23 protein-coding genes are annotated in these 22,475 nt (G+C 41.8%); 3 read left to right on the forward strand and 20 right to left on the reverse strand.

The annotated features are described in order from the left end of the window. Positions 1-66 precede the first annotated feature (66 nt). The 3 genes from KQP93_RS21280 (at position 67) to KQP93_RS21290 (ending at position 3,100) form a co-directional block, all read left to right on the forward strand. The gene (locus KQP93_RS21280) at positions 67-1,803 is read left to right on the forward strand and encodes an amidohydrolase (protein WP_217877107.1); all 1,737 of its coding nucleotides are present in this window, start codon (positions 67-69) and stop codon (positions 1,801-1,803) included. A 19-nt stretch (positions 1,804-1,822) separates the two neighbouring features. Next, entirely contained in the window at positions 1,823-2,341 is a 519-nt protein-coding gene (locus tag KQP93_RS21285; protein ID WP_217877108.1) for a protein tyrosine phosphatase family protein, read from the forward strand. A 210-nt stretch (positions 2,342-2,551) separates the two neighbouring features. Next, positions 2,552-3,100: a hypothetical protein gene (locus tag KQP93_RS21290; RefSeq protein ID WP_058584112.1), complete on the forward strand. Its 549-nt coding sequence runs from the start codon at positions 2,552-2,554 to the stop codon at positions 3,098-3,100. A 41-nt stretch (positions 3,101-3,141) separates the two neighbouring features. On the opposite strand, the gene KQP93_RS21295 is transcribed toward KQP93_RS21290, so the two are convergent. From KQP93_RS21295 to KQP93_RS21390, 20 genes are all read right to left on the reverse strand, one after another. Beyond that, a complete protein-coding gene (locus KQP93_RS21295) occupies positions 3,142-5,388 on the reverse strand; it encodes a carbohydrate binding family 9 domain-containing protein (protein ID WP_217877110.1) in 2,247 nt (748 codons plus the stop codon). 209 nt (positions 5,389-5,597) lie between these two features. Continuing rightward, positions 5,598-6,899, reverse strand: coding sequence for a DEAD/DEAH box helicase (locus KQP93_RS21300; protein ID WP_217877114.1), 1,302 nt, complete (start codon positions 6,897-6,899; stop codon positions 5,598-5,600). Between the two features lie 67 nt (positions 6,900-6,966). After that, positions 6,967-7,398, reverse strand: a complete 432-nt coding sequence (locus tag KQP93_RS21305; protein WP_217877115.1) for an excinuclease ABC subunit A — start codon at positions 7,396-7,398, stop codon at positions 6,967-6,969. Then, positions 7,399-8,229 carry a MipA/OmpV family protein gene (locus tag KQP93_RS21310; protein ID WP_217877116.1) on the reverse strand — a complete coding sequence of 277 codons (831 nt, stop codon included), beginning with the start codon at positions 8,227-8,229 and terminating at the stop codon, positions 7,399-7,401. Further along, entirely contained in the window at positions 8,226-9,452 is a 1,227-nt protein-coding gene (locus KQP93_RS21315; protein WP_217877118.1) for a beta-ketoacyl-ACP synthase, read from the reverse strand. The genes KQP93_RS21310 and KQP93_RS21315 overlap by 4 nt, the downstream gene beginning before the upstream one ends. Further along, complete coding sequence (fabG, locus tag KQP93_RS21320) at positions 9,452-10,177, reverse strand: 3-oxoacyl-ACP reductase FabG (RefSeq protein WP_054562409.1); 726 nt, start codon at positions 10,175-10,177, stop codon at positions 9,452-9,454. Before fabG ends, KQP93_RS21315 begins: the two co-directional genes overlap by 1 nt. Further along, the gene (locus KQP93_RS21325) at positions 10,174-10,629 is read right to left on the reverse strand and encodes an ApeP family dehydratase (protein WP_054554542.1); all 456 of its coding nucleotides are present in this window, start codon (positions 10,627-10,629) and stop codon (positions 10,174-10,176) included. The genes fabG and KQP93_RS21325 overlap by 4 nt, the downstream gene beginning before the upstream one ends. Then, on the reverse strand, positions 10,616-11,779 hold the full coding sequence (locus KQP93_RS21330; protein ID WP_217877120.1) for a beta-ketoacyl-ACP synthase: 1,164 nt from the start codon (positions 11,777-11,779) through the stop codon (positions 10,616-10,618). Before KQP93_RS21330 ends, KQP93_RS21325 begins: the two co-directional genes overlap by 14 nt. A 2-nt stretch (positions 11,780-11,781) precedes the next feature. Next, positions 11,782-12,333 carry a DUF3261 domain-containing protein gene (locus KQP93_RS21335; protein ID WP_217877122.1) on the reverse strand — a complete coding sequence of 184 codons (552 nt, stop codon included), beginning with the start codon at positions 12,331-12,333 and terminating at the stop codon, positions 11,782-11,784. Continuing rightward, complete coding sequence (locus tag KQP93_RS21340) at positions 12,321-13,562, reverse strand: NAD(P)/FAD-dependent oxidoreductase (RefSeq protein ID WP_217877124.1); 1,242 nt, start codon at positions 13,560-13,562, stop codon at positions 12,321-12,323. Before KQP93_RS21340 ends, KQP93_RS21335 begins: the two co-directional genes overlap by 13 nt. A gap of 3 nt (positions 13,563-13,565) precedes the next feature. After that, positions 13,566-15,785: an MMPL family transporter gene (locus KQP93_RS21345; protein ID WP_217877126.1), complete on the reverse strand. Its 2,220-nt coding sequence runs from the start codon at positions 15,783-15,785 to the stop codon at positions 13,566-13,568. Then, the gene (locus tag KQP93_RS21350; protein WP_217877127.1) at positions 15,782-16,300 is read right to left on the reverse strand and encodes an outer membrane lipoprotein carrier protein LolA; all 519 of its coding nucleotides are present in this window, start codon (positions 16,298-16,300) and stop codon (positions 15,782-15,784) included. Before KQP93_RS21350 ends, KQP93_RS21345 begins: the two co-directional genes overlap by 4 nt. After that, positions 16,300-16,725 carry an acyl-CoA thioesterase gene (locus tag KQP93_RS21355; RefSeq protein WP_054554548.1) on the reverse strand — a complete coding sequence of 142 codons (426 nt, stop codon included), beginning with the start codon at positions 16,723-16,725 and terminating at the stop codon, positions 16,300-16,302. Before KQP93_RS21355 ends, KQP93_RS21350 begins: the two co-directional genes overlap by 1 nt. Beyond that, positions 16,718-18,262, reverse strand: coding sequence for an HAL/PAL/TAL family ammonia-lyase (locus KQP93_RS21360; RefSeq protein ID WP_217877129.1), 1,545 nt, complete (start codon positions 18,260-18,262; stop codon positions 16,718-16,720). The genes KQP93_RS21355 and KQP93_RS21360 overlap by 8 nt, the downstream gene beginning before the upstream one ends. 1 nt (position 18,263) lies before the next feature. Then, positions 18,264-19,232, reverse strand: a complete 969-nt coding sequence (locus KQP93_RS21365; RefSeq protein WP_217877130.1) for an LpxL/LpxP family acyltransferase — start codon at positions 19,230-19,232, stop codon at positions 18,264-18,266. After that, positions 19,232-19,969 carry a glycosyltransferase family 2 protein gene (locus tag KQP93_RS21370; RefSeq protein ID WP_217877131.1) on the reverse strand — a complete coding sequence of 246 codons (738 nt, stop codon included), beginning with the start codon at positions 19,967-19,969 and terminating at the stop codon, positions 19,232-19,234. Before KQP93_RS21370 ends, KQP93_RS21365 begins: the two co-directional genes overlap by 1 nt. Positions 19,970-19,972: 3 nt before the next feature. After that, entirely contained in the window at positions 19,973-20,326 is a 354-nt protein-coding gene (locus KQP93_RS21375) for an ApeI family dehydratase (protein WP_217877133.1), read from the reverse strand. Beyond that, positions 20,310-21,668, reverse strand: a complete 1,359-nt coding sequence (locus tag KQP93_RS21380) for an AMP-binding protein (protein WP_217877134.1) — start codon at positions 21,666-21,668, stop codon at positions 20,310-20,312. The genes KQP93_RS21375 and KQP93_RS21380 overlap by 17 nt, the downstream gene beginning before the upstream one ends. Then, complete coding sequence (locus tag KQP93_RS21385; protein WP_254907788.1) at positions 21,655-22,110, reverse strand: hypothetical protein; 456 nt, start codon at positions 22,108-22,110, stop codon at positions 21,655-21,657. Before KQP93_RS21385 ends, KQP93_RS21380 begins: the two co-directional genes overlap by 14 nt. Positions 22,111-22,229: 119 nt before the next feature. Beyond that, entirely contained in the window at positions 22,230-22,475 is a 246-nt protein-coding gene (locus KQP93_RS21390; protein ID WP_217877137.1) for an acyl carrier protein, read from the reverse strand.

The raw sequence follows: 22,475 nt of genomic DNA on the forward strand, positions 1-22,475 counted from the left end.
TTATAAAGAAAAAACTTTTAAACAGACTATATTCTTAGACATAATCAAAATTCATGGAAGATTTATATGAAACATCACCTCGCAATCGCTTGTTCATTACTTGCCTTAACGGCTTGTGATAAAACCCCAGAACAAACAACTAAAACGCTACCACTGCAAGTAAGTGCAGCAGATACCATTTATTATGGTGGTGATATTCTTACAATGACTGGCGATGAACCAGAGTATGTGCAAGCAATCGCAACGCAAGGAGAAAAAATCATTTTTGTGGGTGATAAAAACAAAGCGCTTGAGCATAAGTTTGGCAAAACAAAGCTAGTTGATCTACAAGGTAAAACCTTAATGCCAGGCTTTGTTGATGGCCATAGCCATGTCTATGGTGTTGGTTTGCAAGCCATGGTAGCCAATGTATTACCTAGCCCAGATGGTGATGCTAATACCGTTGAGCAAATCGTTAATATTCTCACCGCCGCACAAAATAACCCTGACTACATCACATTTATTGAAAAAACGGGTGCTATTTTAGGCTTTGGTTACGATGATGCTGAGCTTGATAGATACCCGACTAAAATGGACCTAGACCGCGTTAGCACCGAAAAGCCAGTCATTATTATTCATACCTCTGGGCACTTAAGTGTTGCAAACAGTAAAGCCTTAGCAATGGCCGGCATCGACGAAAACACAGACAATCCTGACGGTGGGCTAATTCGTCGTATGGCCAATTCACAAGAACCCAATGGGGTGCTCGAAGAAAACGCGCACTTTGGTTTACTGTTTAAACTCATGCAGTCGTTTGATCCTGACTTACAAGATTTAATGCTGCAAGAAGGGCAAAATCTCTACACAAAATACGGCTACACCACAGCACAAGAAGGACGAACAACTCAAGAAGCCTATGATTCGATGGTAAGATCATCCAAAGCGGATAAATTTATCATTGATGTGGTTGCCTATGCCGATATGGCTACCAGTAGCAGCTTTATGGACTCAAGCTATAATAGCAAAAACTACACGAATCATTTTCGTATTGGTGGTGTAAAACTTAACTTTGATGGCTCACCACAAGGGAAAACCGCTTGGTTATCTCATCCATACTTAAAAGCACCCGAAGGCCAAGAGCAAGGCTATGCAGGCTACCCTACTTTTAATGATGAACAAGCTTATCAGTATATTGAAACGGCCTTTGCCAATGGCTGGCAAGTGATGACTCATGCAAATGGTGATGCCGCCATTGAGCAATTTTTAAATGCTGTTGAAAATGCCAATAAAAAGCTTGGTAAAAAAGACCGCCGCCCTGTACTGATTCATGGTCAAACTATTCGTCAAGATCAGGTAAACCGTCTTAAAGAATTAGGCATATTTCCATCGCTCTTCCCAATGCATACCTTTTATTGGGGCGACTGGCATGTAAATTCGGTACTTGGTCACCCCCGTGCCGATTTTATTTCGCCCACTCATGCGGTTCGCAAACAAGGATTAATGTTCAGCACCCATCATGATGCGCCTGTAGCTCTGCCAAACGCACTGCGTGTATTAGATGCAACAGTGAACCGCACGACCCGAACAGATCAGGTCTTAGGCCCAGAACAACGCGTTTCTGTGTATACTGCACTACAAGCAATGACGACATGGCCTGCGTATCAACACTTTGAAGAAAACTCAAAAGGGCAATTAAAACAAGGGATGCAAGCAGATTTAATTATCCTTGATAACAACCCGTTGAAAATAAAGCCTGCAGAGCTACATAACTTGCAAGTGGTAGAAACCATCAGCCGTGGTAAAACCGTCTACAGAATAAATTAAATACTTTTCAAGGAGTAACATGAATAAGTTTATACAATTAGCCTGTGCTGCGCTGCTGTCATTTTCAGCATTAGCAACACAAACAGCTGCTACGAAACTAGATATTTTAAATCTTAAGGCGCAGTCTGAGCATGTATTAACCTCAGGGCAGCCAAATCAAACAGATTTTGCCAAGTTAAAACAACTTGGTATTGTGAACATCATCAACCTTCGCGGTGATAACGAAACGAATTGGTCTGAGCAAGATTTAGTCACTGAGCTTGGTATGAACTATTACCATATTCCTGTGCAATCTAAAGCTGATATTACCATTGAAAATGCCACGAAGCTTCAGGCCTTACTCAATGAGCACCAACAGCAAACCACCTTACTTCACTGTGCGAGCAGCAACCGTGTTGGCGCTCTTGTAGCGTTATACAATGCCATAACCTTGGAAAAGCCAATTGATGAAGCTGTCGAGATTGGTAAGCAATGGGGCTTAAAGAGCCTTGAAGGAGTGGTAAGAAGTAAAGTAAACGAAGAAGTTGGTCAGCTATAAGCTGACCAATTTTGCTCTGCACATCATCACTATTAAGCAATTCAGCTGTCACCTTCGCTACATAAAGTTACATTTGTAATAACTGAAACATTTCATTAAAAACAGCAAGTTAAGTATAATTTATGTGTATTTAAATAATACATGTAATATGCATTCTGTGCGAATTTAGCCCAGCACAGTTTTGCTAAATAATTTTGGGCAAGGAAAATAATGTCAATAATAAAAACAACTTCAGTTTTATTTGTAACTTTATTAGCAACTGGCTGTGCCAATAAAGTACATACTTACTCAACTTCAACTGAAAACACGATGAAACTTAGAAGTGTTTCAAAATCAGGATTAAAATCAAAAGTAGGTGATTTTACAGACTCAGAAAGAGAAGAAAGTAAGGTAATGTGCAGGTTAGCCACACCTATAGGGACACCTGAAGGGAAAACATTCGCAACTTACATACGAGATTCAATACTCTCTGAGATGGTGGTTGCAGATTTATATGATGAAGCATCTGTAAGTACAATCACCGCCAATTTGAATGACATATACGGAAGCACAGTGATTGGTAATGCCTACTGGGAATTTGATATGTCACTAAGATCTTCAAACGGAAATGGGTTTGACATCAAATCACGATATGATTACGAATCAAGTTACACAGCTGCATCAGCTTGCTCAGAGATGCAGCGTTCATTTGTACCAGCAGTTCAGAAGTTAAACTCTGAAATATTTGCACACCCTGACTTTAATAAACTTCTTAATTAAATACTTATATTTAGAGGCAACTAATGTTGCCTCATTAAAGATTAAAGCTGCCATGCATAGCTTAGCTTAGTGAAGAAGGTACGTTGATCACGCTCAAGGTTCTTCAATGAATCATCTTGATACCCTTTATCAGAATACCCTAAATAAAACAGTGTCTGCGAGTTAATTTTATACGAGTACACTAGCTGACTACCATAATCGCGGTTAGTTTGGCTTACATCAAATCGATAAGCTTCGTTGTTTCGATCGACATCTTCAAACTGCAAAACGAGTTTCAGCATTGAACGCATATTAAATTTATAATAAACACGTAGATCCGTTAAGTTAGCAGTATAAACACGCTCATTTTGCTCGTTATCTAGATAGCTGTAGCTGTGCTCTAGTTGCACCTGCCAATGATCGTTTATATCCCACGTCATCTCAGGCTCAATGCGTACCATAGTACCTAGAGCTACATTGCTGTAATCAATTTTACTGCCATATTGAGCATACAATAAAAAGCTAATGTCACGAATGGGTCTAAAACCCCCGTATATATAGCCTATGTTTTGATTAAAGAACTCACCGGCATAAAACTCATTACGATGAATAAAGCCAATTTCTGTTTGTGACTGCATCTTACCTTTAAAGGTAAAAAAGCCATCATATTCTTCTTCGAGTAGGTCGCCATTTTGCGCCCATGTTTTATCCCACTCAGCATTGTAGCTGTACTCGGTGATTGCATCATCAGCATTACGATACCAAGTTTGTCCACCACCTAATTGTACTTGTTCGTAATCAACTTTAGCTTGGTAACCTAAATCTGAACGGTATTCTTTACCTATATTTTCGTAATTAGCATAGACTTCGTAATCACGCTTAGTTCTTGTGAATTCAATAGCATAAGCCTGATCTGATTGATTTTTATCAACGCCATAATAATCAACTAAAAATTCTGAGTTAGTGGTATCTGTACTTGCTACTTGGTACTGCAAACTATCTGATTGATTGAACCAGTAACTGCCATCTAAAGATAAAACCGTATTGTGGTAATCATCATTTTCACGGTGGGTGCTCATCACACCAATTGTGCCTTTTTGGCCAACATCAAACTGATAACGCCCTGCTACTGCCTGTGTTTTATCTGCCAGATTAGCAAAGCCCGAGCCTTGATTCGTCGGAAGTAAGACACTGGTATTCTGATCGTCAGCGTACATAAAGCCATAGCTGTGCGCGCCGGTTTTACCTGTTAATTTTAAACCCACATCAGGTTCAGCAATCATTCGCGTATATAAAAGCTCTAGTTGGCTGGTATTAAAGTAAGAGGCGCCATCTAAAAAGAATGGACGCTTTTCAGCATAATAAATTGAGTAAGTAGTATTTACATCAAGCTCAAGTGAATCTGCCTCGACCTGCGAAAAGTCAGGATTAATGGTGGCATTAATAACCGCATCTTGCGTTACCCCCCAACGTAAGTCCAAGCCCGCTTCAGTATCAATATCGCCATTTTGCCAATCACCCGGCACTGTATCTTTGGTATCATGGCGAAGCGCCGTTAAAGTGGGCGTAAGCTGAATATTTTGGCTTTCTGTCATGTTGGCAAAGCCTGTGAGTTTATCAAACTGGCAAAAGCTACATTTTACATCTCGGTCAAAACCAACATTCGACATTTGATAATACACATCACGCGGATAATTTCGCCAAACTGCAAAACTCCACGTTAACTCTGTTTGATCTTTTGGAAAGCGAAGTGCAGTGAATGGAATACGCATTTCAACAACATAACCGTCGTCGGTAATTTGCCCTGCACTATCCCAAATGGCGTCCCATGATGGATCTTCCACCCAATCATCAATATCAGTCATGCGCATATCACCTTGCGCACCCAATGGGTTTACATAAAACTCATAGCCTGTTCGTTCATCATTGAAGGTATCAATCATTAAGGCAACATTGTCGTCTTGCCAAAGTGTGTCGCGATCTCGAAGAGCGGCACGAATTTGCGAAGGGTCATTATCTTTTGCAATAAAACCAACATACAAGAATTTACCATCTTCATACATGTAAGCATCGGTTTGCACGAGCGGCGTGCCTTTTTCGGTTGGTTCATTTTGATATTTTAGTGGCACTTTTGTGGCGTATTGCCAATGCGACTCATCCATCACACCATCAACGCTAATAGACTCTTTAATATGAGCAAGTGAAAACTCTGCTTTATCAAATGCATTGGCAGAAAAAGGCACACAGGCAACACTAAGTAAAAAAGTAGGGGCGATTATTTTATTTATTATTCTTTTTAAGTACTGCATAAACATCCATTTAGACACTGACGCGTTAGAAACGCTACTTGACTGATTTCAAAGCGATTGTAATTCAGCAAGGTACATTTGTTAATCTAATTTTCAATTTTAAGTCATAAAATTTAACAAAATACTCCATTTGTACTAATAAAAGAGCCAAAAAAGCCCCATTGCCAAACAGCAATGGGGCTTTTTTATACGTTTGTTATCGAAATCTATTACTTTTTAAGGCTTAATTTATTGCCTTTCAAAGATTTGCGAACATTTGCGATACGTGAACGATTCTTCGCACGCGCTTCACCCGTTGCCTGACCTGAAACCTTATTTGTACGGCTACGGCGTAAATGCGACGGCTTTTTACCAATTTTATCAATCAGTACTTCACGACTACTTACTTCGTAACCTGGTAAAACAACACGCTTGATGCGCTGTCCGATAAGCTTTTCGATATCGAATAAAGTGTTTTCTTCCTCACGGCTGACAAACGAAATTGCTTGGCCCGGCTTACCAGCACGACCTGTACGGCCGATACGATGAACGTAGTCTTCTGCAAGCCAAGGCAAGTCGATGTTGATCACACGTGGTAACCCTTCAATATCAATACCACGGGCAGCCACTTCGGTTGCGACCAGTACGCGAACTTTACCTTCTTTAAACTCACGTAAAGCGCGGCGGCGGTTACCTTGGGTTTTATCACCATGACAAACAACCGCTGGAATACCATCAAGGTTAAGCTCTTTTACAAGCTCATCAGCGGTTTCTTTCATGTTTACGAAAACAAGTACTTGCTGCCAGTTTTTCTTACCAATCAATTCAGATAAAAGCTCTTGCTTACGGCGCTCTTCAACTGGATAAACAACGTGTTGCACTGTTTCTGCGGTACTGTTTGTTTGATCGACACGAATAATTTCAGGCTGCTTTAGTACTTTACTCGCAAATTGTTTAATTGCAGCAGGGAAAGTGGCAGAGAACAACAAGATTTGACGCGCTTCATCACAGCCATTAATAACAGTTTGCATATCGCTGATAAAGCCCATGTCTAGCATACGGTCAGCTTCATCAAGCACTAAATGCTTAACATTAGCTAAGCTGATGTTACCTAAACGAAGATGATCAAGTAAGCGCCCTGGCGTTGCAACCACGATGTCGACACCTGCTTTCAAATCATTAGCTTGACCCGCTAGATTGATACCACCAAACAAGCACACTGTTTTGAGTTCAGTGTATTTTGCAAACGCTTTAAAATTATTTGCGATTTGCTCAGCTAACTCGCGAGTAGGTGCAAGCACTAATGCGCTTGGTGCATTATTTTCACTAACCGCTGATTCTGATAATTTTTGGATAAGTGGTAAAGCAAATGCGGCGGTTTTACCCGTGCCTGTTTGCGCACTAACAAGTACGTCTTTGCCTTTTCTTACCGCAGGAATTGCACTACGTTGAACGGGAGTAAGCGTTTCGAAATTAAGCTCTTCTAATGCCTGTAAAAGCTCAGAAGAAAAACTAAATGATTTAAAATTCATGCTGTATAACCTGCGGCCATCATATCAAGGGTCGCAAATTATACAGAAAAAAAATGACTTTAGTTAGTTATAACTTAACTAAAGTGCCTTTTAATGCCACGCCAGCAACAAATGTACCCGCACCACATTGATATTCTGTTTGGCTAACAAACTCACGTTTTTTGTAATACGACTGAATATTTACAACTGCATTCATGCCTTCACGAACAGCACGCTCTTGTAATGCTTTTAAAGCACTAAGCATTACCCACTCACACGCTTCTCGGTCAGTTTTATTAAATGCGTTGGTTTTCTTATTTGTGATCACTTCACCATAATTGGTTTTAATGCTGTTATGACTTTGATCAGCAAAATACAGCGGAATATCTAACAGCGCTTGTTTAGCTTTGCTAGTTTCAAGTAGTGCTTGTACAGGTAGCGTTTGTATATCATCACGTGCAAAACTGTTTGCTGAAAACAAACAAACTGCTAAAACACATGCAAGGGTCAATAACTTCATTTAAAAATTCCTTCTATAAAATTTCCATGCAACACCAAAACCAACCGAAACATTATAATCTTGCTTCACAAGTGGGCTTGCATCTTGTTGACTGTTAGCAAGGTGATGATATTTAACAAAACCACCTAACCAATACTTTGGTGTGTCAAAATGTACCCCAATTGATACATCAGCGCCAGAAAAACCTGAACGACTTGAGTATGCTTGGCGAGTTTCATTGCTATGTAAGTCACTCACTCCATAGTAGTAATCCAGGTATTTATCGCTAGCAAAGTTAATATTGCCACGAAACGCTAATGAAAATTGTGAATCCGCTTTTTCGATGATCGGCACTCGATAATACACACTTGGCCCATAACGCCAGCCAATATCGTCAATCCCAGAGAAATCTGTGGCAATCGCTTTGCGCGCAAACAAGCTTAAATACAAGTGCTGTTTAGCGTTTGGTTCACCTAGTAAGTAGTAATTAAGTGAAGGTCCTAATTCAAACACCCAATCTAGATCATCCATACCTTCTCGGGCTTTGTTGTCTTCACTGTCAACTGCAAGACCTACGTTGGCAGATAAATCTAAATGGAGATTCTCTTGTTGCCACAAAAAGCCAGTGAAGTTATTACGGTCGATGGCCATTTTATCGCTTTGATAACGAAAATAAGGCACAGGCAATAGGTATTGCTCACTTTCATCTGAACCTAAATAATGGGGGATATCTGCATAAAAAAGGCCTGCACCGAACTCCATTTTTGCAGTGCCCTTTTCTACACTATCTTCTGCAGCATAAGCATTAAAAGCGAGAATAAATAAAATACTTATGATGCAGCGCTTGATCATGCTTGCCACTTTTTAAAGATTAACGAGGTATTGATGCCACCAAATGCAAAGTTATTACTCATAATGTAATCTGTTTGCATTTCACGGCCATTGCCCTTGATATAATCTAAATCAGCGCACTCAGTATCAACATCCGTTAAATTGATAGTAGGTGCAAACCAACCATCATTCATCATATTGATACTTGCCCATGCTTCAATGGCGCCACAAGCTCCTAAGGTATGACCTAAATAACTTTTTAATGAGCTAATAGGTTTCTTGCCAAGGGCATTGAAAGTCGCCAGAGACTCCGCAATATCACCCCGATCTGTTGACGTACCATGAGCATTCACATAGCCAATTTGGTTAGCAGTAAGCTGTGCATCATTAAGGGCCATTTCGATAGCCACTTGCATAGTTTCTGCGGTAGGTTGCGTCACGTGTTGACCGTCTGAGTTACAACCAAAACCGACCAGCTCCGCATAAATGGTCGCTCCACGGGCTAGGGCATGCTCATACTCTTCTAAAATGAGTGTGCCTGCACCTTCACCAATAACCAGACCATCACGATTTTGATCAAATGGTCGTGGCGTGCTTTTCGCAGCATCATTTTTTGTGCTGGTCGCGTATAAGGTGTCAAATACCGCAGCTTCAGTGATGCATAACTCTTCTGCGCCACCAGCCACCATGGCTTTTTGCCGACCATACTTAATCGCTTCATAAGCATAACCAATACCTTGCGAGCCTGATGTACACGCAGAACTGGTAGTGATCACCCGACCTTTTAAGCCAAAAAAGACACCCACATTCACAGGCGCTGTATGCGCCATCATCTGGATGTAACTGGTGGCCGTTACGCCTGTCATTTCGCCGGTTTCCATCATTTTTGCAAAGGCAAGTAATGGTGGCGTTGACCCCGTAGATGAGCCAAAAGCAATGCCTGTAGAGCCGTCGGTTAGACTTGAGTGCTCTAATAGCCCAGCTTCTTCTAGAGCAAGCTCTGTAGTACGGGTCGACATCATAGCAACACGTCCCATTGAGCGAACTTGTTTACGCTTATAGTGGCTTGGTTTAGTAAAATGAGTAACAGGTGCTGCTAGTCGAGTGTTTAATTCTGGCGCCACATCCCAGTCAGTCATGTACTGAACGGCATTTTCACCTTTTTGCAAAGCGGTTTTAAATTCACCCCAGGTATCACCTAATGCAGTAATAGCAGACATGCCTGTAACAACAACGCGCTTCATTACACCATACCGCCATTCACAGAAATAACTTGGCGGGTGATATACGCGGCGTCATCTGAACATAAAAACGACACAGTACCCGCGACTTCACTAACCGACCCCATACGTTTTAATGGGATCATTTTTAGCATTTCATCAACCGGTAAATCGTCTGTCATTTCGGTTTCGATTAACCCTGGAGCTACGCAGTTAACGGTGATCTTACGTTTTGCAAGCTCAAGAGAAAGCGCTTTGGTCGCACCAATAATGCCCGCTTTAGCGGCACTGTAGTTAACTTGCCCGCGATTACCGGCAATCCCTGACACTGACGCCATAGTGACAATACGGCCACCTTTACGACCTTGCACCATTGGCATCACCGTTGGATGCACCACATTGTAAAAACCGTCAAGGCCAGTACGGATCACTTTATCCCAATCATCACCTTGCATCGCAGGGAACGCCATATCATTCGTGATACCTGCATTACAGATCACCCCATAATACGCACCGTGCTCGGCAATATCAGCTTCAATTTGTTGTTTTGCAAGCTCTCTATCGCAAACATCAAATTGCAATAAGCTAGCATGACGACCAAGCGCACTGATTTCTTCACAGGTTTGCTCTGCTTCAGCCACACCACTGCGACAATGAACAGCAATATCAAAGCCATCGTTAGCTAATCTAAGTGCGATTGCTTTGCCAATACCACGGCTTGAGCCGGTGACTAAAATACGTTTTGTCATTGATTTTCTCTTATAAACTGCATTGGGTCTTGTGGTTGAAACACATTAATTTTTGCTTCTGCTAAGCATGTTTCATCGCTATGTATTTGACACTCAAATACACTTAACCCTGATTCTTCTTGATATAATTTTGTCACCGAGACTTTAAGCGTTTGCTCGTTTTTAAATACCGGTGCATAGGTTTTATATTTGCGCGTACCAATTAAAAAACCGATTTGTACTTCATTTCCTTTGTCTTTTGCCAGCGCACCAGCATACGCTGCGATAGTTTGCGCCATATATTCACAACCAATATAACTGGCAACCCCATTTAAGCTCTCGTCATAAAACGGGCTTTGTGAACTAATATCCACTTCACAGCAACCTGACTCTTCGCTGTAACTAGATAGGCGATTGAGCAATATCATTGGCTCACTATGAGGGACTACTTGCTCAATTTTATAGTGATTCATTTAGATGTCCTAGTACTACACTGACATTATTGCCGCCAAAGGCAAACGAATTTGATAAACAGGTGTTAATTTCTGCCGTTTCTGGTTGTGTTATTAAGCCAATTTCAGCCAATGATTCGTCTTTTTCAACCTGATTGCATACTAATTGATTAAACTCTGGGTAAGCCAAATAAAGCCAACATAAGCCCGCTTCTAAGGCACCTGCAGCGCCTAGAGTGTGGCCGGTCAAATGTTTAGAAGAACTGACCTTGGTATCTTTGCCAAATACCTCACTGATTGCCAAAGATTCCATCGCATCATTTTGCGGTGTGGCTGTTCCATGGGCATTAATGTAGTCGATATCTGAAGGCGTTAAATTCGCGTCTTGCAACGCCGTTGTCATAGCAGCAATTGCGCCAGAACCGTCTGCAATCGGTGCTGAAATATGATGGGCGTCGGAGCTTTCACCACCACCTAAAAAGGCAATGCTCTGTTTTGTATGTTGCTCTTTACTCATAACAAATAATGCTGCGGCTTCACCAATATTAATGCCTGCTCTGTCGCCACTAAACGGCTTACAAATTTCACCGCTAATAGAAGATAACGAATCAAAGCCATTGATAGTGAGTTGGCACAAGCTATCTACCCCGCCACAAATTACCACATCGGCTAAATCGGCACTGAGTAAGGCGCGCGCACTAATAAGCGCCTTGGCACTTGAACTACACGCAGTTGAAATGCTGTAACTTGGCCCCTTCGCAGCGAGTTTTTTGGCAATATAATTGGCGGGTGCGACGAGCGCTTGGTCGTAATAATCAAACTCCTCTGGCCACTTTCCCTTAGCTGCATGGGCAATTCGACCTCTTTCACCTTCTTGAATTGCAGCAGTACTGGTACCAATGACCACAGCAATACGGCTGCTCGGAATGTCTATGTTTGCTAATGTGTCAGCAATTTGCCCTAGCGCTAAATCGATTAGCTGATAAAATCGCATTGATGCTGTTAATGGCAGTTCATTAACCAACCCCACAAAAGTTGGGCGCTGCTCAAATGCAAGCGACGTCACCTCTGTGAGTGTTTGTTTAGGTTGTAAGCTGATACTTTGCATTGTTTGTTGATGACCAACCCCCAATGCACTAACAATACCTAAGTCGTTAAGCCAAAATGGCATAATCAATTAACCCTTTGAAATTTAATTTTGTAATCTCGCTGAAAGTTTACAAGTTCTGTTGCACCGTCTAAATAGCGAATTTCACTAATTAACTGCTCACCTTGATATAAACGCCGTGTCGAGCCTTGTTCAACCAAGTTCAAACCATAAAGTTGCGAGTTCAGCACAGTAACCGGCCAGTGTACTAGCATGATATCAGCAAGAATATAGCGAGGATCAACCGCGTTGATAGGGAGCATTTTTTCGCTTTTAATCGGCCCTAGTGGCGCTTTTTCTAACTGAAATATCGGCATACCTTGAGCCGTCATAACAGCCAAGTTAATACCCGTTTCACTGTTTAAACTCAGTTGCGCTAGTAATGTATGCTGCTCATCGCCATGGTGTACTTCAAGTACTTGCTGCCAATTATCGGCAACTAATGACGGCGGTGGATCAAGCAAATAAATCCCTGCATTTGGCGCTAAATCAACGCCCGTTTTTACTGCAAATTCACTGGCACAACTTGCCACTAATATGCTCAAGGTTAAAAGCAAAGAGCGTGTTAATCGCGACATAATTCAACCAACGTATTTAAGCGTTTGTTGCTTTGTTTTACAAATGGGTTTTGTAAATCCCATGCATAACCCGCAAGAATAGCACTGATCATCTCGCGCACTTGTTGGTTTTTCTCAGTGTAAAAAATCACGTCCTGAAATGAGCCATCATACCAAGCACTGACGTAGGTTCTAAAGCAATTAACCCCTTGTTGCAAAGGCTCACTGTAATCGTTTTTGAAATCAACTTGCTCACCACGTAAGTAGCTATCAACTAAAGGAGCAACCAATGAAGCTGATTTTAATGCAATCGTCACCCCAGATGAAAACACCGGATCTAAAAACTCACCAGCATTACCAAGTAGTGCAAAATGCTCACCATACAAACTAGACACATTAGCCGAATAGCCTTTGATAGCGCGCGCTTCACCAATAGCTTCTCGATTGACTAATAACCCACTTAAATAGCTATCTTGTTCGATAAATTCATTTAAGCCAGCGAGTGGTTGTTTATCCTCAAGTTGCTCTGGTTTACCAACTACACCAATGCTTGCCGTACCATCACTAAATGGGATCAGCCAATACCAAATATCTTTATGCTCTGGATGAACATTAATTAAGATTTTTTCACGGTCAAACTGTGTATCGCTAATATTATCTTTAAAATGGCTGAAAAAAGCCCAACGTACAGGGAAATTTGATGCTGACTCTAAATCAAGTAAGCGAGGTAATACCCTGCCAAAACCACTGGCATCAAGGACAAAACGCCCTTTAATTTGATAGCCTTGCTGGTTTTCATCCGTAACATCAAGTAAAGCGCCATCCTCACAATCGGTAAACGCTAACACGCTATGTTGGTATCGAATTTCAGCCCCTTGCTGCATGGCACCATCGGCTAAGCATTTATCAAAGTCAGCGCGTTTTACTTGAAAAGTCGTGCCAGGGCCTTCGCTAAATTTCTCGGTAAAATCGATTGTTGTGTGGTCGCCCCGACGCTGAAACGCCGCACCATTTTTAAACTGAAACCCAAGTGATTGTGCCTGTGCTTGCACCGCTTGCTCAAGGCCTGCTTCTGCTAAAAAGCTCATGCACTGGGGTAATAAGCTTTCACCAATCGAAAAACGAGGAAAAGTTTGCTGCTCTAACACCACTACATGCCAACCTTTTTTCACCAGTAAACTGGCAGCCACGGCACCTGAAGGGCCAGCACCAATAATAACAACATCAGCCTGTTGAACTTGATTATTCACCTATTATTTTTCCTTATTTTTAGGTAATGCAATACTGAGCGGCGCCAAGATATAGATACAAACTAGCCCCACTAATACCGTTAATCCGAAACTGAAAATGGCCGGTGTTTTCGAAACGGCCAACATGCCAAATACCCACATCGATGATGCCGCTGACAAACTAATTGCGAGTACATTGCTCGGGCTTAAATTATTAACCTGATAAAACACCAAGTAATCGATTGCCAACGCTAATATCAATAAACAGCCTAACAAATTAAAAATCGATAGCTGAGATTGCAGCGCACTGCATAGTAGCAGTACAGCAGCGCTTGTTAGTACAAGTACTAACGTTTGCTTACACGCCGTTTTAAAACCAAATTTAACGCTAAAGAGTAATAACGCAAAGGTCATCGCAATGGCCAGTGTTACCAGTAAAGAATTTGAGTAATGACTTAAACCTTCGCTTATCATCGCGACTTTATCGTAAACAATTAAATCTGGGTCAGCGTTGGCTAAATCCATCAGCTCGGTTTTATTTACACCCGTTACCATAAACCAGCTTGCGGTTAGTGTATTATTTGAGATCACTTGGTTAGCGATTAACGGCGCTAACGGTGAATTAAGTGCCCCGTTTAAATCAAGCATTGATGTTGGGAGCTCAACGGGCGTCCCTGTCATTTGACTAACTACACTCATGGCTTGCTGGGCCGAATGCAGTTGCTCGTAGTTTTGCTGTTGTAATTGTTTACTAGGCACTAAGTCACTAAGCATCAAAGCAGTGCCATTAAGGCCGAGAATAGTTGCTTTTAATGCTTCTTGTTGTACTAATAACTGCTGCGCATTATCGGCAAATAAAATCATGATTTGGCCATTATCTTTACCTAATAAAGACATATGCAAGGCTTCGTTTTGCATTAAATCAGCAGGACTTGCATTTAACAGCTTTACATCATCATTAATCACAGGGGGTTTTAGTAAAGCAAAAGCACTCAATAGCACTAACGTCAGCATACTGAGTGGGGCGCGATAATGCGTTAAGCGTTTTAAATTACCACTTAACATGTTTGCTAACTGATGCGCAGCAGTGTTAATGGTTAAACCAGCTTGCCAATAAGGCAATAAAATACGTGTGCAAAGCCAAGCTGTAACTAGCCCTGCAACAACAAATACACCCACTTGACTGAGTAACTGCACCGGTGAGAAAAACAAACTCGCATAACCGAGTGTGGTGGTTAGTAGCGACAACAACAGCGCCAGTTTGAGCCCTTTGCTAAAACCTTGCGGCTGCTCGGTTAAATCAAGCATGCCATGAAATGCATAATCAATGGCAATACCAATCAGTGTCACTGCAAACACCATGGTTAATACATGCACTTGGCTAAAAATACTGATCAGCGCGATGGTGCCGCCAATAGCGGCGCTTATCACGGTTACAGAGGCCAACCACAATGCGTTTATCGATCGAAACACCCACACCACCATCACAATAAGAGCCAGCAAGCTCACCGAACCAAACAAGGTCATTTCAAATTTGGCTTGCTGCGCATTTGCTGCGGTGTGAAATAAAGCACCGGCATAGCGAATTTCTGTATCGGGATAGCGGCCTTCAAGCTCAGCGATATAGGCAACTATCTCATTGCTTAAAGCTATTGATTGATTTATTGAAAAGGCATTGTCAGCACTTTGCACAAATAACATTAAATACTCATCACCTTGATAGTTAATGTTAATTCGGCCATCTTGCAGCTCAAATTGCTGCATGTGTGTCATTGCCTCAGATAAGAACCCTGCAGTGGCAAGCGTAGGGTCTTGGTTGATAGTACTTGAAACAAAAGGATCAGCGACTTTACTCAATTGGCTAAAGTAATACTGTTGAAAGCGATTAGCATCGCCAATCGCTTGTTTATATTCCTCGGAAACTAAATGCCCGGCGTACTGACCATAAAATTCTGCTAACTGGGATATTTCTGGTAACTTAAAACGAGGCTCAATGTGTTTACTCGCCAGCCACTGATGTAAATCATCATAAGCTTTTACTGCATTCTCACCACGAAAAGAAAAGCTTAACTGCTGTTTATTAGCTGAAAAAAAGTGTTCTTCGACTTGCTGTAAACGCGGTTCTGACTTTGGCAGCAAAGCCAAAATATCATTATTCAACGTGGGCTGTTTTAGAATAAAAACAACCACTAAGGCGCTAACTAATAGGCTCAGCCAAGCGAGCGTTAGGCCCCATGCTTTCACTGTTTTTGCTCTTTCTTAGGATAAGCAAAGCGTAATACAGTAAAGTTCCCATTTGCTTCTTGAAGACGCACACGGCTCACTTGCTCTGCTGCTACACATAATTCGAACTGACTAAATAGCTGTTTTAGCAAGTCATCTTTAGGCAATAAAGTCTGACAACCGGACTCTGCATGCTCTGCCATCGTAAATTGCTCAGCAAGTGCCACTTCATCATGCTTTAAAATCGCTTGCAGCAAATTAACGTAAGGCTCAGCGCCTTTTTGTAGCTGCGGCTCATCTTGGTCATTCAAGGTATATACTTGCCCTTGCTTGATTAATAGCGTGCTTTTAACCGGAGATTCAACCTGCCAAGTGAGGCCATCTTCAGCAAGTTCAAACGAACCTGTTGAAATAAAAGGTTTACTAAATCCTTTAAAGTGCTTCTCTTGGCTAAATGTGCCTTGCTCTGTTACTGCGCTTGATGCAAACACAGGAAAAAAAACGAGCACACTCAGTAACAACACGCTTAATCGCATTAAATCACCTTTTGAAGTTTTTCATGTAACACAGGCGGCGAAACAAACTGCATTTCTTTTTTCTCTATATCAACCGCAACTTGGATAGTCGTTGCTTTGGTTAACTTTTTACCTGTAGCGCAATCAGTGATTACGTAATCGATACGTAATCGTGTTTCATATTCTTTTAAGTACGCATCAACGCGGATTTTTTGTGTAAATAATGCTGAGCCAACGTACTTAATATGCATGTCAATAATCGGCCATGCATAGCCCGACTCTTGCATTTGCACATAGTCATAATCAAACAAACGCAGTAATTCGCAGCGCGCGACTTCTAAATAACGCGGATAATTACCATGCCATACCACATTCATTGGATCGCAATCATGAAAAGGAATTTCAATCTCAACATGAGTACTCAACAACGAGCCACGACTATGCATATAAACTCCAACGTTTTGTTTGAATAGCGTCTACCGTAAAGCGAAGAACAGCCTCTAGAGGACGGTCTTCATCAAGCAGCGGAAAAAACTCGCTAATGTCTTGATACATACTTTGTACATCACTAGTTAAACTAGCAAATTCAAGCTCACCGCTATTAATACGTAAACGTAGACCTTGAATACTCGCAAGCAAGGTACTTGCAACCACTTGTTCGGTTAGCTGTAAGATACGCAAACAATCTCGTGCAGCGATGGTTCCCATGCTCACTTTATCTTGGTTGTGACACTCGGTTGAACGAGAAAACACACTTGCTGGCATGGTCAGTTTTAATGCTTCAGCCGTGTATGCACTGGCGCCAATTTGGACCGCTTTAAAACCATGGTTAATGTAACGACGCTCATCATTACTCGCCGATAGGTTAGAAGGTAAGCCATTGTTATAGCGCGTATCAACTAAGGATGCGATTTGTCTATCGGCTAAGTCAGCTAAATTAGCAACAGCGGTTTTCATACTATCCATTACCATTGCAATATGACCGCCATAGAAGTGACCACCATGCAGTACGTGTTCACCTTCACCATCGATGATTGGATTATCATTTGCCGAATTTAGTTCATTTTCAATCATTTGTCTAAACCACGGCAAACTATCTTGCAGCACACCAATCACATGCGGAGCACAGCGAATTGAATACCTATCTTGTAAGCGGTCAGCATTACGAGGGTGTTCTACATGGTTCAGATCACCACGGATCCATGCAGCTACTTGCTGTTGCCCTGGATGTGGCTTCACTGAAAACAAAATATCATCAAAGTGATGACTGTTGCCTTTTAATGCAAGGCTTGCAAGGGCTGTTATACGGCTGGTCAGTTTGGCTAAGTAATCTGCTCTATCATAAGCAAGGCATGCCAAAGCTGTCATCACGGCAGTGCCATTCATGACTGCCAGCCCTTCTTTTGGGCGTAGCTTTAATGGCTGTAAGCCAAGTTCTTGCATCACCTCTAGACTGTTTTTAATTTCGCCTTTGTAATACACATCGCGCTCGCCAACCATAGCACCGGCTACATACGAAAGTGGCGTTAAATCACCACTGGCTCCCACTGACCCTTCTTGTGGGATCACCGGTACGATATTGTGATTTAAAAAGTCACGTAATAAATTCAACATCTCCCAGCTAACGCCAGAATACCCTTGTGAAAGCGAGGTCAAACGAGTCGCTAAAATAGCGCGCCCTTGGACTTGATTAAACACATCACCAAGGCCACAACCATGAAAACGAGTAAGATGCAGTGGTAATTCATTGACTAAATCAAGTGGCACTTTTACGGTTACCGAGTCGCCATAACCTGTAGTTACGCCATATATCACGCCATCGTCTTCAAGCAACTTATCTAAAAACGCGACGGCGCTGTCTATTTTATTCGCAAATTGACGGTCTGATGTTAACGCTACAGCACCTTGCTCTAATGCAATATGAACAATATCTTCGATTGATAAACGCTGTTGGCCAAATACGGTAGTCGAGTGCTCTGACACCTTAGTTCTCCTTGTTTTGGCTACGAGACACTTGCTCGTCATTTTGCCAAAAATCATAAAAATTAAACCATTGATACGGATAGGCCGCAGCATAAAAACTGAGCCTTTGCGCATAATCGCTAACAATTTGTTGTAATGTTTGTTGCCTCGTTTTACGGGGTAAAACGAGCTTGTCGGCGTATTTTTCAAAAATCACGCGGTAACATGTTTCGCCATTGGGCTTTTTATCTTTTAAACAAAACAGATGAAACACCGGGCAATCTAACAGCGCAGCTAAAATAAATGGCCCTTGTGAAAAAGGGGCTGGCTTACCTAAAAAGTCAGCTTCGATAACTCTTCCTGCAGTGGTGGTACTGGTTCTATCACCGACAATCACCACAATTTCACCCTGCTCGACTTTTTCTTTGAGCATAATTGCCATATCTGGGCCAAGGTCGGTTACTTGAATAAGGTTTACTGCAACATCCGGATTAATACTTTTCAGTAATTTATTAAATTCAACAGCATGATGCGTAAACACCAACACATTAATGGTTTTACTGTTTCGGTGTTGGCTAAGGGCCCTACATACCTCTAAATTGCCAAGGTGTGAGCCGATAAAAATTGCCCCTTGCTGTTGCTCATCAAGTTGTTTAAACAGCGCTTCGTTGGTGTAAAGAATATTATGTTGCTGAATTCGTCCAAGCCATGCATCTATTTTGTCAAAAGCGCTGTCAGCGAAGCAGCGAAAATGACGAAAGCTATCGCGCCAAGTAACTGCTTTACTATTGCCATTCACCTTGCGCGCTTGGGTTAAGAATGCATGTGACGCTTGGCGGGCAGTTTTGCCTGTTAAAAACAAATAAAACACCACCGGAAACAACACCAACCACAAGCCTTTTCGACCAAATACGCGATAACACACAAGCAATATTTGCATGCCTAAGCGATTGCCACGTTCTTGCATTTTTGACCAGTGCTTTACAGCCATTAGCCTACCACCTTACGCCAAAGTAGCTTAGGTGAGCGTAGCAACATGCCAAAGAATAAGCGCGTGTGCAGCCACGAAATTCCCACGTTATCGTGTAAGGCTCGAAAGTGAGATACGCCATTTTCAGGGTAAATGACCTGGGTTGGCAAAAACGTGACTTTAACACCTTGCCAATAAAGCCTGACTAAAATTTCAATATCAAAGTCCATGCGCTTACCAAGCGATTGCTTAGCCATTAATTGTTCAACAGCGGCTAATGGGTAAACCCGAAAACCACACATTGAATCAACAATATCAAAGCTTAGCGTTTCTACCCAAACCCAAAAATGGGTGATGTAACGACTCAAATAACGGTGCTTAGGCACGGAGCTATCATAAATTGGGCAACCACTGATCACCTTGTTAGGTGATGCATTACTCAGTTCAATCAACTTACTAATATCTGCTAACGAATGCTGGCCGTCAGCATCAACCTGAATAGCATGGCTAAATCCTTGCTGGTAAGCAGCCATCAACCCTGTTTGAACTGCCCCACCCTTACCTTGATTTTGAGCATGGCTGATCAAGGTTAAAAAATCGTACTTAGCGTTAAGCTTTGCAAACACTTGCTTGGCATCAACGTCACTGCCATCATCGACCATGATTATCGGCAGCTGTAACTCTTTCAGCTCATCGAGTACTGCAGCGATAGCATGGGTGTGATTGTAATTAGGAATAACAATACAAAACTGGTTCATGGCTTAATCACAAAATACAATTCGACCAGACGCATGCTGGCCTTTTTCTGATTGATAGCTAAACAAACATTTGCCTTTTGCATTGCGCTCAAGGGTTAGGTTTACCGTCATATCAGGGGTTGTTACTACCTGAAACTTTAACACTTCTAAATCTTGTACTAGTTTGCCAAAACCTAAAAATTGCTGAGCATATTTTACTGCCCAATCCAGCTGTACTACGCCTGCTAAGATGGGTGCATCAGGAAAGTGCCCGCGAAAATAATCTAAATCAGTCGCAATGGTTAACGCTAAACTCACGCTAGTTTCTGTTTGTGATAAAACGGCTACCTCTGGGCTCACGTTATTCAGGCTTGGCAAAATACTGCTCCAATGTTTTTAAACTTAATTTAGCTTGGCTGTTAAAAGGAAGTGCATCGATATAGCGCCATTTACGTGGTAAGCAAATACGTTCAAAGCGGTTTGAGACGTGTGCTTGTAAAGCGCGGTTAATTGCCAATTTACCCTGTTGTTCAAGCTCTTTATTTGCCTCATCACTGAGTACAACCACCGCACCAATTTGCACCCGCTTGGCTGGAATAACCACCACTTTTGCTTCTTTTACCCAGTCATGGCTTTGCAGATAACTCTCAAGCTCATCTAGATTCAAACGTTTTTCTTCAATTTTTATCGTTCTGTCTATACGGCCCAACAGTTTAAATTGACCATTTTTATGAATAAGTGCTCTATCATCTAAAGGGAAATTCGATTGCTCTAAAATCGCAGAATCGAGCATCAAACGCCCTTCATGATTCAACGATAAAAAGTTACCATTAAACGGCTGCCATGGAACATCAACCGCCGCCTGTGTAACTTGTCGATAAGCAATACCGCCGGTTTCGGTACTACCAAATACTTGGGTAGCAGGGCGAGCTAACTGGTTAAATAATGTTTCGGCATGCTCATTATTGAGCGGTCCGCCAGAGGAAAATAACCATTTAATTTTGTCGCGTTCAGGAATTAACACATTATCAGCGCATAAACGACCAAGTTGCGCAGGGCTTGAGACGAGCGCTGCATAACGAATATTTTTTAGTCTTTGCGCAATATGTTCAGGATACTGAATTTGTTCACTATCAATTATATGGCCTTTCGCCAACGGCCAAAGTAAACGAAATAATAAGCCGTAAATATGCTGATGCGAAACAGTTGCTAAAAACGTAAATTGGCTGGGTAAGTCAAATGACATTGAAAGTACTGCAAGCTCTCGATTTAATACCCGCCACGGTTTCACAATCGGTTTAGATTGTCCTGATGAGCCTGACGTATAAAATATAACAGCTGTGTTTGTTGGCCATTGTAAACGGTTAGTTTGCAATGGCGTGTGACCAAGGCTGTGCTCAAGGTTAGTAAATAGCACATCGTCATCGATATTGGTCGCATCGCCGGCAAAAAAAGCAGACTGAGCAAGCAATAAACTTAAGGTTTCGTGCTGACCATTAGGTGGCAAAATAACATTATGACCACTACACGCTAAGGCAAACAAGCGCACTGCAAATTGGTAAGTATCAGGATGGAATAATACCACATGGCTGCCAGCTTTAAGCGCTGTGAGCTTACTTTGATAAGCCGCAATATCAGCAAAAAACTGTGTTTGTGTTATTGGCTGCCCTGCAACAACAAATGCAGCGTCTGGGTGAAATTTCAGGTTACTCGCTACCATTACTTTTAACCTTTTGTCTTATAAGCCATTCCACAAGGCCTAAGAGAGCTATCAGAATATAGGCTATTAATCCGTTGTACAGAGTCCATGTCTGTAACGAAGTAAATAGGCTAGTGTATAATGCAATACTGCCATTAATAATAAAAAACGCGCACCATACTTTAGTGACTTGGCGCGTGTAATTAACCCCTTTTTCATCAAGCTCCGGCTCTTTAATTCGAGCAAAACTTTCAATGACTGTTGGGCCACTTTTCAGCGAATAAGCAAAGGTTACTGCCATTACTGTATTTATAATGACCGGGTAAAGTTTTAAGCCCAGATCACTGTTAAAAAACTGCGTTGTTGCTAAAGCGATAATAGCCAAAATAGAGGCAGGCTTTATCCATGGCATAGATGTGAGCAGCTTTTTGCTCAGCAAAAGCCTTAAGCCTAACAATACCATCAGTACCAAGCTCACTTGCCTCAATGAGATATGCTGTAATCCAAAATACACAATAAATGGGTATAAAGATAAGCACACTAAGAGCAGTGTTGTGGTTATCGCTTTGAGCATACTATTGTTTACAAAACGAGTTTTTCTACTTCGTTTACAACATCTTGCACAGTTCGCACTTGTTTAAATGCATCTGGCTCAATTTTCTTGCCAGTGATTTCGCGTAGTTTTACAACTAAATCAACAGCATCAATGCTATCAAGATCTAGGTCTTGATACAGGTGCGCATCTAGGCTGATATCATCAGCATCGATCTCAAATTCATCTACTAAAATGCCCTGTAAAACGTTGTAAATGTCAGCAGCGGTTTTCAT

This window comes from Pseudoalteromonas shioyasakiensis (assembly GCF_019134595.1).
Lineage (GTDB): Bacteria > Pseudomonadota > Gammaproteobacteria > Enterobacterales > Alteromonadaceae > Pseudoalteromonas > Pseudoalteromonas shioyasakiensis_A.

Bases quoted from the DNA above. Each gene is read 5' to 3' on its own strand.
- fabG (WP_054562409.1), bottom strand. From the start codon at position 10,177: ATGACAAAACGTATTTTAGTCACCGGCTCAAGCCGTGGTATTGGCAAA.
- KQP93_RS21285 (WP_217877108.1), top strand. From the start codon at position 1,823: ATGAATAAGTTTATACAATTAGCCTGTGCTGCGCTGCTGTCATTTTCA.
- KQP93_RS21280 (WP_217877107.1), top strand. From the start codon at position 67: ATGAAACATCACCTCGCAATCGCTTGTTCATTACTTGCCTTAACGGCT.
- KQP93_RS21295 (WP_217877110.1), bottom strand. From the start codon at position 5,388: ATGCAGTACTTAAAAAGAATAATAAATAAAATAATCGCCCCTACTTTT.
- KQP93_RS21305 (WP_217877115.1), bottom strand. From the start codon at position 7,398: ATGAAGTTATTGACCCTTGCATGTGTTTTAGCAGTTTGTTTGTTTTCA.
- KQP93_RS21385 (WP_254907788.1), bottom strand. From the start codon at position 22,110: ATGGTATTGTTAGGCTTAAGGCTTTTGCTGAGCAAAAAGCTGCTCACA.
- KQP93_RS21370 (WP_217877131.1), bottom strand. From the start codon at position 19,969: ATGAACCAGTTTTGTATTGTTATTCCTAATTACAATCACACCCATGCT.
- KQP93_RS21315 (WP_217877118.1), bottom strand. From the start codon at position 9,452: ATGAAGCGCGTTGTTGTTACAGGCATGTCTGCTATTACTGCATTAGGT.
- KQP93_RS21325 (WP_054554542.1), bottom strand. From the start codon at position 10,629: ATGAATCACTATAAAATTGAGCAAGTAGTCCCTCATAGTGAGCCAATG.
- KQP93_RS21290 (WP_058584112.1), top strand. From the start codon at position 2,552: ATGTCAATAATAAAAACAACTTCAGTTTTATTTGTAACTTTATTAGCA.
- KQP93_RS21310 (WP_217877116.1), bottom strand. From the start codon at position 8,229: ATGATCAAGCGCTGCATCATAAGTATTTTATTTATTCTCGCTTTTAAT.
- KQP93_RS21355 (WP_054554548.1), bottom strand. From the start codon at position 16,725: ATGCATAGTCGTGGCTCGTTGTTGAGTACTCATGTTGAGATTGAAATT.
- KQP93_RS21335 (WP_217877122.1), bottom strand. From the start codon at position 12,333: ATGTCGCGATTAACACGCTCTTTGCTTTTAACCTTGAGCATATTAGTG.
- KQP93_RS21380 (WP_217877134.1), bottom strand. From the start codon at position 21,668: ATGGTAGCGAGTAACCTGAAATTTCACCCAGACGCTGCATTTGTTGTT.
- KQP93_RS21390 (WP_217877137.1), bottom strand. From the start codon at position 22,475: ATGAAAACCGCTGCTGACATTTACAACGTTTTACAGGGCATTTTAGTA.
- KQP93_RS21350 (WP_217877127.1), bottom strand. From the start codon at position 16,300: ATGCGATTAAGCGTGTTGTTACTGAGTGTGCTCGTTTTTTTTCCTGTG.
- KQP93_RS21300 (WP_217877114.1), bottom strand. From the start codon at position 6,899: ATGAATTTTAAATCATTTAGTTTTTCTTCTGAGCTTTTACAGGCATTA.
- KQP93_RS21330 (WP_217877120.1), bottom strand. From the start codon at position 11,779: ATGCCATTTTGGCTTAACGACTTAGGTATTGTTAGTGCATTGGGGGTT.
- KQP93_RS21365 (WP_217877130.1), bottom strand. From the start codon at position 19,232: ATGGCTGTAAAGCACTGGTCAAAAATGCAAGAACGTGGCAATCGCTTA.